Origin of the sequence: Sphingobium mellinum (genome assembly GCF_037860795.1) — a bacterium.
GTDB classification, from domain to species: domain Bacteria; phylum Pseudomonadota; class Alphaproteobacteria; order Sphingomonadales; family Sphingomonadaceae; genus Sphingobium; species Sphingobium mellinum.
In genome coordinates, this window is sequence record NZ_JBANRK010000002.1 from 74176 (window position 1) to 86614 (window position 12439).

A 12439-nucleotide genomic window follows, 5' to 3' on the forward strand; every position below is an offset into this window, starting at 1 on the left:
CCTTCCACCATTGCACACAGATGCTAGCCGATTGAGGGGGTCTGGCAGGCCAAAGCCATACACCAGCGCGGCCTAGATGCGCTCGCCCCATCGGCAGCATTTGATAAGCGAAGGGCTGCCCCGGGTGACAACCCGGCGCCTTCCCATCAGGAACCCCACGCCCGCAGACGTCCACAACAAACTCCACAGTTGCGGAGCAGCCATTCGCGCGGGGTTCAGGCCGCGTCTTCGGCGCGTTTCTCTTTCTCGCTGAACACGCGAATCGGCTCCTTCGTGCCCGCAACGACATCCTTGTCCACGACCACCTCGCCCACACCCTGCATCGAAGGCAGGTCGAACATGGTATCAAGCAGGATCGCCTCGAGAATGGAGCGAAGTCCGCGCGCGCCGGTCTTGCGCTCGATCGCCTTCCTGGCGATCGCCATCAGCGCATCATCGGTAAAGCTAAGTTCGACATTTTCCATGTCGAACAGCTTGGCATATTGCTTCACCAACGCGTTCTTGGGCTCGACCAGAATCTTGACCAGAGCCGTCACGTCGAGATCCTCCAGCGTCGCTATGACGGGCAGACGGCCGACGAACTCGGGAATCAACCCGAATTTCAGCAGATCCTCGGGCTCGCTCTGACGCAGCAATTCTCCGGTCTTGCGCTCTTCAGGCGCTGCAACATGCGCGCCGAAGCCGATCGATTTGGCCTCCAGACGGTCACCGATGATCCTTTCCAGACCGGCAAACGCGCCGCCGCAGATGAACAGGATATTGGTCGTATCGACCTGAAGGAACTCCTGCTGCGGGTGCTTGCGCCCGCCCTGCGGCGGAACCGAGGCGGTCGTGCCTTCCATCAGTTTCAGCAGCGCCTGTTGCACGCCCTCTCCCGATACGTCGCGGGTGATAGACGGGTTTTCGGCTTTGCGGCTGATCTTGTCGATCTCGTCGATATAGACGATGCCACGCTGCGCCTTCTCGACGTTATAGTCCGAGGCCTGGAGCAGCTTAAGAATGATATTCTCGACATCCTCACCGACATAGCCCGCTTCAGTCAAGGTGGTCGCGTCAGCCATCGTGAAAGGCACGTCAAACGTCTTGGCGAGAGTCTGGGCGAGCAGCGTTTTGCCGCAGCCGGTCGGCCCGACCAACAGAATGTTGGATTTGGCAAGTTCAACCTCGCCCGGTCTGGCGCCGTGGTTGAGCCGCTTGTAATGATTGTGGACCGCGACGGAAAGAACACGCTTGGCCCGGTTCTGGCCGATCACATAATCGTCCAGCACATCGCAGATCTCCTGCGGGGTCGGCACGCCGCCATCCTTCTTGCCGACAAGACCACCCTTGGTCTCCTCGCGGATGATGTCGTTGCACAATTCCACGCATTCATCGCAGATGAACACGGTCGGCCCCGCAATCAGCTTACGCACCTCATGCTGCGACTTGCCGCAGAAGGAGCAGTAAAGCGTACTTTTAGAATCGGAGCCCGTAAGCTTAGTCATTCGCCAATCTTTCTTCCCTGCCTCATGCAAAATCCGCCGCGGGCGAGGGATAATCTGGTCCTAGCATCATCCTAGACCGCGTCGCGCCGGTTTCACAAGGGGAGAAAGCGGCGCGCGCGATTAAGATCCATGTTAGCCCTCTGCCGTTTCCGCAGCCATCGGACGGCGATCGAACACCTCGTCCACAAGGCCAAAAGCCTTGGCTTCCTCCGCTTCAAGGAACGTGTCGCGATCCATCGCCCTTTCGATTTCTTCCAGCGGACGACCCGTATAGTTCGCATAAAGGCCGTTAAGCCGCTGGCGGATGCGAAGGATTTCCTTCGCCTGAATCTCGATGTCCGACGCCATGCCCTGCGCACCGCCCGATGGCTGGTGGATCATGATCCGCGCGTTGGAAAGGGCAATTCTCTTGCCCGGTTCACCGGCGGCGAGCAGGAAGCTGCCCATCGACGCGGCCTGGCCGATGCACACCGTACCGACCTGCGGCCGGATATATTTCATCGTATCGTGGATCGCCATGCCGGACGTCACCACGCCGCCGGGCGAGTTGATGTACATCCAGATGTCTTTCTTCGGATTTTCCGACTCGAGAAACAGCAACTGCGCAACGATCAGCGAGGCCATGTGATCCTCTACCTGGCCAGTCACGAAGATGATCCGTTCACGAAGCAGCCGCGAATAAATGTCAAAGCTGCGCTCGCCCCGGTTGGACTGTTCGATAACGATGGGAACCAGCGCGGCCATGGGATCGGACATGAAATCGGTCATTTTTCTCTTTCGGATGGTTGCTTTTGCCCGATCCCTACATCGGCACAAAAGCAAGGCGGTTCAAGGGGGCTGTGAAGGCGAAGCGCGAGGTCAGCCCGAGCGGCCAAAATCTGAAGGGGCCCGGAAAGCCAGATATGCGAGCCGCCGAACCTCCCGCCTCCCGCGAACGACTGTATCCAGGATCAGGCCGCACATACCCGACAGCGTGGCCAGGATCATGAGGCCGGTGACCAGGACGGCCGTGGGAAAGCGCGGCACCAGGCCGGTGTGCATATAGGTGAGGATCAGTGGCAGCGCTAGCAGCAATCCGGTCGCGGCTAACAATGCGGCGATTATGCCGAAGAAGAGTATAGGCCGTTCGATGCGATACAGGGTGATGATCGTCCGCAGGATGCGCCAGCCATCGCGATAGGTCGAAAGCTTGCTGACCGACCCTTCGGGACGCGCACCATAAGCGGTGACCACCTCCGATACCGGCATCGCAAGCTCCAGCGCGTGAACGCTGATCTCCGTCTCAATCTCAAAGCCTGCCGACAGGACGGGAAAGCTTTTGACAAAGCGACGGGAAAAGACGCGGTAGCCTGAAAGGATATCCGTAAAGCTTCGCCCGAACAGCCGCTTCAGAAGGCTGGTCAGCGCCCAATTGCCGAAGCGGTGCCCGCGCCGATAAGCTTCCTCGATCTCGCTCCGGCGCGCACCCACAACCATGTCGAGATTGTCGTCCAGCATGGCGGCGACCATTTTCGGAGCGGCGGCCGCCTCATAGGTCGCGTCGCCATCAGCCATGACATAAATGTCGGCATCGACATCGGCGAACATCCGCCGAACCACATGGCCCTTGCCCTGCTGGGCGACGCGGCGGACGAATGCGCCGGCCTCAGCCGCCAGTTCGCGGCTGGCGTCGGTACTGTTATTATCGAAAACATAAATGTCAGCGGAGGGAAGCGCGCGACGGAAATCCTCGACCGTCTGCACGATGGCCCCGGCTTCATTATAACAGGGCAGAATGACCGCGATGCGCGGGCCTGAAAGCCCCTCCCCGCTTGCCACCGCCGGATACTCCTTCATCTGCCCAACCTTCCACCCCGGATGCCTGCAATGGCGCAGCCGAATTAACATTTCCTCTGCCACTCGGCGCGCAAATTGAAAAGCGCCCGGGCTTCCACTGGAAGCCGGGCGCTTGCTCAATCAACTATGACGGCCTCACTCAGTCTTGGCAGCGGCCTTCTTTGCGGGCGCCTTCCTGGCCTTGGGCTTGTCCTCGGGGGCAGCCTCCTCAGCAACCGAATCGTCCTTCTTTGCAGCAGCCTTCTTGGGCGCGGCCTTCTTTGCAGACACCTCTTCAGCGGCGTCGGCAGCCGGAGCGGCGGCGTCCGGTTCAGCAGCCTTCTTCTTGGCCGCCGGCTTCTTCGCCTTGGGCTGATCGTCATGATGATCATGACCGCAGCCCGGACCATGGACATGCGGCTTCAGGTCGCCGTCCTCCGCTTCGATCGCGGCTTCCAGCTCTTCACGGCTCACGGCGCGGTCGGAAATCTCGGCCTTTTCAAACAGGAAGTCGACGACCTTGTCCTCATAGAGCGGCGCGCGCAGCTGAGCGGCGGCCATCGGGTCCTGACGGACATATTGCACGAAGCGCTCACGATCCTGGGGGCCGTACTGCTGGGCAGCCTGCATGATCAGGCGATTCATCTCCTGATCGCTGACAACCACGCCGTTGGCCTGCCCAATTTCGGACAGAAGCAGACCCAGGCGGACGCGGCGCACCGCAATGGCGCGATAGTCTTCCTTCTCCGCCTCCATTTCCTTGAGGGCCGCTTCGGGATCTTCCTCATGGCTGGCTTCGTGCTGCAGCTGGGCCCAGATCTGCTCGAACTCGGCTTCCACCATGCTGGGCGGCACGTCGAAATCATGGGCAGCGGCCAACTGATCGAGCAGCTTGCGCTTCATGTAGGTACGTGTGAGGCCATTATGTTCCTGCTCGATCTGGGCCTTGAGCAGTTCCTTGAGCTTTTCCAGACCTTCAAGACCCAGCGACTTGGCGAAATCGTCGTCCAGTTTGGGCTTGTCCGCGTTCAGGATCGCCTTGACGGTGATGTCGAACGTCGCTTCCTTGCCGGCGAGGTGAGCCGCGCCATAATCTTCCGGGAAGGTGACAGTGATGGTCTTCTCGTCACCCTTCTTGACGCCGGCCAGCTGCTCTTCGAAGCCGGGGATGAACTGCCCCGAACCGATTTTCAGCTTCACATCTTCGGCCGAACCGCCCTCAAAGGCTTCGCCATCGACCTTGCCGACGAAATCGATGGTCAGCGTGTCGCCATCCTTCGCCTTATGCGAAGCGGCATGTTCTTCGAGCGCGCCCTGCTGGGTCGCGATACGGCCAGCGGCCTCATCGATTTGCGCGTCGGCCACTTCGACGGTCAGGCGCTCCAGCTTCAAGCCTTCGATGCTCGGCGCCGCGATTTCGGGCAGCACTTCGAGCGCGACCTTCACCTCGGCATCCTTGCCGAACTCGAAGCCTTCATCCAGCTCGACCGACGGCTGCATCGCGGGACGCAGCTTGTTGTCGGCGATCAGCTTCTGAATGCCTTCCTGGATCGAATTGTTGAGCGCCTCGCGCTGCAGCGACTCGCCGTGCATCTTCTTGACGAGGTTGGCGGGTACCTTGCCGGGGCGGAAGCCAGGCATACGCACCTGCGGCGCGATCGCCGCCACTTCCTTTTCCACTCGGGCGTCGATGTCCTTCGACGTGATGGTCACGGTATAGGCGCGCTTCAGGCCCTCGTTCAACGTCTCGACAGTCTGCATCTCTTCTCTCAAACGCTTTCTTCAGCTGAATTCAGTTGGCGCCTGTAGTGACGCGGGGCCTGGCGCATCTGGTGCGGGCGAAGGGACTCGAACCCCCACATCTTGCGATACCAGAACCTAAATCTGGCGCGTCTACCAGTTTCGCCACGCCCGCATCGGTCGCCGGTCGGCGCGGCATAGAGAAAAGCGAAGGGCGAGGCAAGGGATTGTGGATAAGTCTCCCGGAACCGTCATGGCCTACGATGCGTAGCCTTTCTTTCGACAGGAGAGACGCATGGCCACACAACCTGACCCCGAACCCAGCAGCGTGCCGCCGCCGGACACCATCCAGCCGCAATCCCCGCCTGAGACGCCGCCACCTGCGGCGCCCGATGAGGCGCCAGGCGGAGAACCCCCCGGCTTTATGCCGGAACGCCCCGATTACGATCAGCCCAGCAGGTCCATACCCGAGTTACCGCCCCACTGAACGGCAACATATCCACAGCTAATCCGCAACGACGAGAAGTTTTTTTCGCTGGCGCACAAGAACGCCCCTTCAGCGGCTAGACAGGCCCCTGCAAGCATGATTGAACTATGACAGATAAATTAATGCGGGAGAGGCGCGGCTGACATCAAGGGGGTCAACGTGCATCAAATTCGCGCCAAGCTGGAATGGTTCAAGACAGTCATATTGCCGCAAGAAGCCGCGCTGAGGGGCCGTTTGCGGCGGATACTTCCCACCACGCATGAACTGGAGGACATGGTCGCCGAAGTCATGGCGCGGGCCTTTGCCACGGAAAACTGGCAAAATGTGACGACAGGCCGGGCCTATCTCTTTACCATCGCCCGTAATCTGGTGATTGACGCTGCCCGCCGCAACAAGGTTGTCAGTTTCGAAACCATCGCTGACCTGGAATTGCTGCAGGGCGAAAACAATGCGGAGGTGCAGTTGCACGCCCGCGAAGCCCTTCGCCAGGTCGAAACCATAGTGGAATCGCTGCCACCGCAATGCCGGCGGGTCTTTATCCTGCGCCGAATCCATGAGAGATCGATGCAGGAAATAGCGGCGGAGATGGCTCTGTCCGTTTCTACAGTTGAAAAACATCTGGCCAAAGCAATCGCGATAGTTATGCGAGCCTGGGCGGAACGTGAGGAAACGGATTTCGAGCGTGCAGGCGTCGGGACCAGGGTCAAGTTGCAACAGCCGGGACGCGATCGAGGCGGAAGCCGCGCGCCTGCTGGCCAGGCATAATAATAGCCCCAGTCCGCAGGACGAGACCGACCTTTGCGCCTGGGTCGAGGCCGACCCCCGCCACGCCATAGCGTTCGCCCGCGCCGAAGCGGCCTGGGAAGCGGCCGAGCGGCTGAAAAGCGCTGCCGCCGAAGTCACGCTGCCGCCGATCGCGGAAATCGTGAGCGAAGAGCAGCAACGGCGGCTCTCGCGGAACATAATGATCGTCGCTGCGGCAGCGATATTGCTGTTCATCGTCGCGGCGATCGTCACCGTGCGCACGTTCAACGACGTCGAGCGCTATGAGACCCGCATCGGTGAAATCCGCGATCTGCGCCTGACCGACGGGTCCGTCCTTCATCTCAACAGCGACAGTGAGGCGGAGGTGCGCTTCACCAACCACGGCCGCAAGGTTCGCATCCTGAAGGGAGAGGCATCCTTCGACGTCGCGCCTGACCGAGAGCGACCTTTCGAGGTCGAGGCGCGATCGGCGCTCCTCCGCGCGACAAGCACCGCCTTCAATGTGCGTCTTCGCCCTTCCCTCATCGAAGTAACCGTCATGAAGGGTACTGTAAGCCTGATTTGCGGTAATCACCGAGCCGAGCGCGTCACCGCCGGCGGTGGCGCCATCCTGCAGCCGCGCAGCTTCGTCCTTACGCGCCTTGACCCACAGATTATCAGCCAGCGGACGGCGTGGCGGCGGAAGATGGTCGAACTGAATGGTCAGACGGTCGAACAGGCAGCGAGCGAGTTCAACCGCTACCGGCCGACACCGATATTGATCGGTGACACCCGAGTCTCTTCACTGCGCGTCTCGGGACAGTTCCGCACGTCGGACAGCCACGCCTTCCTTTCGATGCTACAGGGTGGGCTGCCGATCAGGGCGGTGGATGGCGAGGATGGCTCTGTCATGCTGCTATATCGTGATGCTCTGCCGACCGATCGCTGAACTTAAGCCGCACCGTCCCGCGCGAGTAGACTGAGCACCAATTCCGGCACCAGCTTGCTTGCCTTTCCGATCCGGCTCTCATCGAAATAGATGCTGCCCGCTGACGGTTCGAGATTGAGTTCCAGCGTGCTGGCTCCCAGATGGCTGGCCGTCTGTACAAAGCCGGCTGCGGGATATACCGCGCCCGACGAGCCGATAGATACGAACAGGTCGCATCGCCGCAGCGCTTGGTCGATAGCCTCCATCTCGTAGGGTATCTCGCCGAAAAAGACGATGTCGGGCCGCAATGGCCCATGGCCGCACTCTTGGCAGGAGGTTCCGGGCCGCAGTGCGCCGGTCCAGCGCCTGGGAATGCCGCAATGGCCGCAAAGGGCCGACAACAGTTCCCCATGCATGTGGATCAGCCGCCTGGCGCCTGCGCGCTCATGCAGGTCGTCGACATTCTGCGTCACGATCAGCAGTTCGCCAGGCCATTGGGCATCAAGTGCGGCAAGTGCCTCATGTGCCGCATTGGGCTTTACGTCCTGCAGTCGCGCGCGCCGCTCATCATAGAAGCGATGCACCAGTGCGGCGTTGCGCGCCAACGCTTCAGGCGTGCAGACATCCTCGACCCGATGGCCCTCCCATAGCCCATCGGGGCCCCGAAACGTCGCGAGGCCGCTTTCGGCCGATATTCCTGCGCCCGTCAGGATCACGATGCTGCGGACTGTGGCAAGCTCCATTGCTCTTTCCTTCAGTGCCCGTTGGCGGGACGTAATTCTTGTCGATAAGAGAGCCTTGGCTCAAGGGATGACAAACGCGGTCGGCTCTGGCATCGCCCGGCCAGTGAGCAGGCATGGAAACGGACGCAAATGAGCAGCATCGGAATTTTCGGCGCAGCCGGTCGCATGGGACACGCCATAGCGCAGATAACGATCGAGAGCGGCCACACACTCGCGGGCGGCGTCGATCGGGCCGGCGGGGGAGAGATCGCGCCGGGGATCGGGATCGGCACCGACCCCGCCGCCCTGGCCCGACAGAGCGACGTGCTCATCGATTTTTCCGTGCCAGCTGCCCTTGCCGCACATCTCGATGCCGCGGTCGCGGCGCGCAAACCGATCCTGATCGGTACAACCGGGCTGGAGCCTGCACATCATGCGCTGATTGATGAGGCTGCGAAAGCCGTTCCGGTGCTGCAGACCGGAAATACCTCGCTGGGGGTCAACCTGTTGGCGGCACTGGTCGAGCAGGCCGCATCACGCCTTGCGGATGATTGGGATATCGAGATCGTCGAAATGCATCACCGGCATAAAGTAGATGCACCATCCGGCACGGCACTACTGCTTGGAGAAGCGGCCGCGCGGGGGCGGGGCATCACGCTTGCTGACCATAGCGAGCGTGGCCGCGACGGCATCACAGGCGCGCGGGTACAGGGCGCGATCGGCTTCGCTGCGCTACGCGGAGGATCGGTAGCGGGAGATCATCAGGTCATCTTCGCCGCTGAAGGCGAACGCATCGAGATCGGTCACCGCGCGGAAAACAGGGTCATCTTCGCGCGCGGTGCACTCAGGGCTGCGCTCTGGCTCATCGGTCAAAGCGCCGGCCGCTACGACATGAAAGGCGTCCTGGGCCTCTAGCCGCCATGAAAAAGGACCAGATATTCGAGCTTTTCAGCCGATTGGCAGAAGCTAATCCCTCGCCGCGCACGGAACTGGAATATGGTAACGACTATCAACTGCTTGTGGCAGTGGTCCTGTCGGCACAGGCAACCGACACTGGCGTCAACAAGGCAACGCGAGCACTGTTCCGCGACGTGCGGACTCCCGCAGCGATGTTGGCACTGGGCGAAGAAGGGTTGAAGTCGCACATCAGGACCATCGGCCTGTTCAATGCCAAGGCAAAGAATGTCATCGCCTTGTCGGAGATTCTGGTTCGCGACTTCGGCGGCGAAGTGCCGCGCGATCGCGACATTTTGCAGACCCTGCCAGGCGTCGGTCGCAAGACAGCCAATGTAGTGATGAACACCGCTTTTGGCGCGGAGACCTTCGCGGTCGACACCCATATTTTTCGCGTCGGCAATCGCACCGGTCTGGCGCCCGGCAAAACACCCCTCTCTGTAGAATTGAAGCTGGAAAAGCACGTGCCAGGCCCGTTCCGCCGAGACGCGCACCACTGGTTGATCCTGCTTGGCCGCTATATTTGCAAGGCGCGGCGGCCGGAATGTTGGCGCTGTCCTATTGCGGACCTGTGTCGCTACAAACCCAAGACAGCAGCGCCCCGGTCGGGGGCGCAGGCCCCCGATTAGCGGTCATTCATTATCCTGCCGTTCAGCCGAGATGTGTTAAAGAGGACGGGAACCGCCCTTTGGCGGCGTGGTACCAATAGCAGTCATTGAGGAGAGTCTAACATGTCCGCCCCCGTTTTCGGCAAGATCGTCCGCATGGTTGTGGCTGCCGGATTGATGGGCATCGCCGCGCCCGTCATCGCCAAGCCAACGGCCGATAGACTGGTGCCTGCCGGAAAGCCTGTGGATTGTGTCCAGATCGTGCAGATCCGCAATACCGAAGTACGCGACGACCGAACGATCGATTTCATCATGAGTGGAAATAAGGTCTATCGCAACACGCTGCCTAACAGCTGTCCTAGCTTGGGATTCGAACGACGTTTCATGTACAAGACCAGCCTGTCGGAACTCTGTTCCGTGGACATCATCACGGTGCTCTACGATTCACCAAACCTTTCCCGTGGCGCTAGCTGCGGCTTGGGCAAGTTCCAGCCAATGGCCAAGGTGAAATAGTTTCGACATGTCGCGATTGGTGCTGGCGCCGGCGGTTTGCCTTTGCTAAGCGGCGCTTCGCACTAACGACATGCACCCATAGCTCAGCTGGATAGAGCGTTGCCCTCCGAAGGCAAAGGCCAGAGGTTCGAATCCTCTTGGGTGCGCCATTGCCGAAATTTGATCCCTGGACCGGATTTTGACAATTTGGCTTGCAGGTGGCTTTATCTCCCTGTCCCGGGTCGTTTCTTTCTCTGAAGCCGAGCTCTCCCTGTCTGTCATGCCTTCCCGCCCGATTGGGACGATTGTTGGATGGCAGCGACCAATTGTTCGGCCCCGAAAGGCTTGGGAATACATCGAACTTCACGGTAGGCGTCCGGAAGAGCCCAGCCATCATAACCGGTAAGGAACAGATAGGGGACGCCACGGTCGGTCAAACTGTCAGCTATCGCGAAACATGCTTCGCCGTTTAGGTTGACATCCAGAACGGCGAAATCCAGCGTTGCCGTTCGCGCCACAGCCAGTCCGCTGCCAACATCTCCCACGGGCCCGATGATCACCGCACCCGCTTCAACAAGCACCTGCTTGATTTCCTTGGCTATGAAGAATTCATCTTCCACCACGAGGATAGTCTTGCCCAGCAGTTCCGCGTTCAACGCCCTCTCCTCATGCGCTCAGCGTGCAACCTCGTCAGCTTCACAGGCGGTCTGTTCCCCGCCCAGCGGAGCGCAGTTCCAGGCGAGGACAAAGCCGGTCCGAATTGCCTACACCAGTGTAGATAAAAGCCGCAGTGCGCCGCTCTGATCTAGATTTAGGACCGAGCAACACTGAACCCGCTCCTTTAGTTATCGCGCCTGGACGATAGTGTGGCTCGGTCGCTCGCACAACAAGGCGACATCACAATCAGGTTGTACAAATTCAGACGGAAAGCGCGACTCCTCACCATCTCGCGGCTCCGTGCCGTTTCGATGGGCGCCGAAATAGCGCGTCAGCGCGCGTCCATTAGCAGCGCTCATTCCCCCTTGGGCTTCAAGTTCGGCCTTTATTTTAGTCCGCCTCCCATGGTGCGGTAGAGTTCGACCATGTTAGCCGCGCGTGCCAACCGTGTGGCCAGTAACGATTGTTCCGCGTTGTAGAGCGTCCGCTGCGCATCAAGCGTAGTCAGGAAGGCATCCACGCCGGCGCGGAAGCGCGCTTCCGAAAGTCGATATCCAATCCGGGCGGCATCGCGGAGAGATGTCTGTGCTTCCAGCTGAGAAGCCATCGTTCCGCGCCGCGCCAGAGCATCCGCAACTTCGCGGAATCCGGTCTGGATGCTCTTTTCGTAGGTGGCCAGCATGGCGTCGTAGCTGGCGCGGGCGTAGCGCAGATTCGCTTGATTTCTGCCGAAATCGAAAATCGGTAGGCGAGCGGATGGGGCGACCGACCAGTTCTGGCTCCCCCCACTGAACAGATTAGACAATCCAAGGCTGGCCGTGCCGAACGCAGCCGTCAACGATATGGTCGGGAAGAAAGCGGCACGCGCGGCCCCGATATCGGCGTTGGCTGCGCGCAGCTGATGTTCGGCCGCTGCGATATCCGGCCGCCGCAGCAGCAGTGAAGATGAAAGGTCGGCCGGCAGATTGCTGAGTGTTACGTCGCCGTCAGGCATTGCATCGGGCAGGTTTTCCGCAGGGACGGTTGTCCCGACTAGTAGATTTAGCGCATTCTGGTCCTGCGCGACCAGTGTTGTGGCTGCGGCAATATCTGATCGAGCCTGGTCATAGCTTGTTTGCGCCTGACGCACTTCCAACTCCGAAGCGACGCCTTTAGCAAATCGCGCGCGGGTCAATTCCAGCGTCTGGCCGAACACATTCGCGAGATCTCGAGCGATCCTCAGCCTGTCTTGGTCAGCGGCTAGCGTGAGCCATGCGGAAGCCACTTCTGCGATCAGCGCCGTCTGGGCCGCATTACGATTCTCTACGGAAGAGAAATATTGCTCCTGGGCTGACCTTGCCATGTTGCGAACCCTCCCGAAAAGATCAACTTCCCAGGCGGAAATGCCAACCGATGCGGTGTATATGTCCTGGCGGCCTGCGCCTCCACCGCCTTGCTGCTGCGCGAACGGCGTTTTCTGATAGGTAGCGCTTGCACCGCCGTTGACCGTCGGAAGCAGATCCGCGCGCTGCACGCGATATAGCGCTCGCGCCTGCTCGACATTGGCGAGCGCGATGCGCAAGTCGCGATTCTCGCCCAACGCCGTTTCAATCACTCGCGCGAGGCGCGGATCGGTGAAGAAATCACGCCATGCCGTGTCCGCAGGCACGATCGCGGGTTCAACAACCGTCGCGGCAGAATAAGCCGGACCGGAGGGACTGGACGCCGGCACTGGCGGCACAGGTCGCACATATTTGGGCGCCATGTCGCAGGCTGCGAGCATGAGCAGCGACGCTACTACCGATGAGCGTTTCAGGTTGCGCATATCT

The 12439-nt window shown here is 60.5% G+C and carries 12 protein-coding genes and 2 tRNA genes; 6 read left to right on the top strand and 8 right to left on the bottom strand.

Annotation, left to right across the window (positions count from 1 at the left end):
* Positions 1-215 precede the first annotated feature (215 nt).
* From clpX to AAC640_RS04730, 5 genes are all read right to left on the bottom strand, one after another.
* Positions 216-1484, bottom strand: coding sequence for an ATP-dependent Clp protease ATP-binding subunit ClpX (clpX, locus tag AAC640_RS04710; protein ID WP_340264956.1), 1269 nt, complete (start codon positions 1482-1484; stop codon positions 216-218).
* A gap of 132 nt (positions 1485-1616) precedes the next feature.
* Positions 1617-2252 (bottom strand): ATP-dependent Clp endopeptidase proteolytic subunit ClpP, encoded by a 636-nt coding sequence (gene clpP, locus AAC640_RS04715; RefSeq protein ID WP_340264957.1) that lies wholly within the window; start codon positions 2250-2252, stop codon positions 1617-1619.
* Between the two features lie 90 nt (positions 2253-2342).
* Positions 2343-3320: a glycosyltransferase family 2 protein gene (locus AAC640_RS04720; protein WP_340264958.1), complete on the bottom strand. Its 978-nt coding sequence runs from the start codon at positions 3318-3320 to the stop codon at positions 2343-2345.
* Between the two features lie 135 nt (positions 3321-3455).
* On the bottom strand, positions 3456-5060 hold the full coding sequence (gene tig / locus AAC640_RS04725; RefSeq protein WP_340264959.1) for a trigger factor: 1605 nt from the start codon (positions 5058-5060) through the stop codon (positions 3456-3458).
* Between the two features lie 69 nt (positions 5061-5129).
* Positions 5130-5214 (bottom strand) — tRNA-Leu (locus AAC640_RS04730).
* 471 nt (positions 5215-5685) lie between these two features.
* Here AAC640_RS04730 and AAC640_RS04740 point away from each other — a divergent pair.
* Positions 5686-6291, top strand: a complete 606-nt coding sequence (locus AAC640_RS04740) for an RNA polymerase sigma factor (RefSeq protein WP_340264961.1) — start codon at positions 5686-5688, stop codon at positions 6289-6291.
* Positions 6209-7219: a FecR family protein gene (locus AAC640_RS04745; protein ID WP_340264962.1), complete on the top strand. Its 1011-nt coding sequence runs from the start codon at positions 6209-6211 to the stop codon at positions 7217-7219. The genes AAC640_RS04740 and AAC640_RS04745 overlap by 83 nt, the downstream gene beginning before the upstream one ends.
* Positions 7220-7221: 2 nt before the next feature.
* On the opposite strand, the gene AAC640_RS04750 is transcribed toward AAC640_RS04745, so the two are convergent.
* Positions 7222-7941 carry an NAD-dependent deacylase gene (locus tag AAC640_RS04750; protein ID WP_340264963.1) on the bottom strand — a complete coding sequence of 240 codons (720 nt, stop codon included), beginning with the start codon at positions 7939-7941 and terminating at the stop codon, positions 7222-7224.
* A 129-nt stretch (positions 7942-8070) separates the two neighbouring features.
* Between AAC640_RS04750 and dapB the strand changes: the two genes are divergently transcribed.
* From dapB to AAC640_RS04770, 4 genes are all read left to right on the top strand, one after another.
* The gene (gene dapB, locus AAC640_RS04755; protein ID WP_340264964.1) at positions 8071-8835 is read left to right on the top strand and encodes a 4-hydroxy-tetrahydrodipicolinate reductase; all 765 of its coding nucleotides are present in this window, start codon (positions 8071-8073) and stop codon (positions 8833-8835) included.
* 5 nt (positions 8836-8840) lie between these two features.
* Entirely contained in the window at positions 8841-9503 is a 663-nt protein-coding gene (gene nth / locus AAC640_RS04760; protein WP_340264965.1) for an endonuclease III, read from the top strand.
* A 102-nt stretch (positions 9504-9605) separates the two neighbouring features.
* Positions 9606-9995: a hypothetical protein gene (locus tag AAC640_RS04765; RefSeq protein ID WP_422794954.1), complete on the top strand. Its 390-nt coding sequence runs from the start codon at positions 9606-9608 to the stop codon at positions 9993-9995.
* A gap of 72 nt (positions 9996-10067) precedes the next feature.
* Positions 10068-10144, top strand: a tRNA-Arg gene (locus tag AAC640_RS04770).
* A 108-nt stretch (positions 10145-10252) separates the two neighbouring features.
* Here the strand turns inward: AAC640_RS04770 and AAC640_RS04775 are convergent.
* Together AAC640_RS04775 and AAC640_RS04780 are read right to left on the bottom strand one after the other, a co-directional pair.
* The gene (locus AAC640_RS04775) at positions 10253-10630 is read right to left on the bottom strand and encodes a response regulator (protein WP_340264966.1); all 378 of its coding nucleotides are present in this window, start codon (positions 10628-10630) and stop codon (positions 10253-10255) included.
* A gap of 386 nt (positions 10631-11016) precedes the next feature.
* Positions 11017-12435, bottom strand: a complete 1419-nt coding sequence (locus tag AAC640_RS04780; protein ID WP_340264967.1) for an efflux transporter outer membrane subunit — start codon at positions 12433-12435, stop codon at positions 11017-11019.
* Positions 12436-12439 lie beyond the last annotated feature (4 nt).

Bases quoted from the DNA above. Each gene is read 5' to 3' on its own strand.
- clpX (WP_340264956.1), bottom strand. From the start codon at position 1,484: ATGACTAAGCTTACGGGCTCCGATTCTAAAAGTACGCTTTACTGCTCC.
- clpP (WP_340264957.1), bottom strand. From the start codon at position 2,252: ATGACCGATTTCATGTCCGATCCCATGGCCGCGCTGGTTCCCATCGTT.
- AAC640_RS04720 (WP_340264958.1), bottom strand. From the start codon at position 3,320: ATGAAGGAGTATCCGGCGGTGGCAAGCGGGGAGGGGCTTTCAGGCCCG.
- tig (WP_340264959.1), bottom strand. From the start codon at position 5,060: ATGCAGACTGTCGAGACGTTGAACGAGGGCCTGAAGCGCGCCTATACC.
- AAC640_RS04750 (WP_340264963.1), bottom strand. From the start codon at position 7,941: ATGGAGCTTGCCACAGTCCGCAGCATCGTGATCCTGACGGGCGCAGGA.
- dapB (WP_340264964.1), top strand. From the start codon at position 8,071: ATGAGCAGCATCGGAATTTTCGGCGCAGCCGGTCGCATGGGACACGCC.
- nth (WP_340264965.1), top strand. From the start codon at position 8,841: ATGAAAAAGGACCAGATATTCGAGCTTTTCAGCCGATTGGCAGAAGCT.
- AAC640_RS04765 (WP_422794954.1), top strand. From the start codon at position 9,606: ATGTCCGCCCCCGTTTTCGGCAAGATCGTCCGCATGGTTGTGGCTGCC.
- AAC640_RS04780 (WP_340264967.1), bottom strand. From the start codon at position 12,435: ATGCGCAACCTGAAACGCTCATCGGTAGTAGCGTCGCTGCTCATGCTC.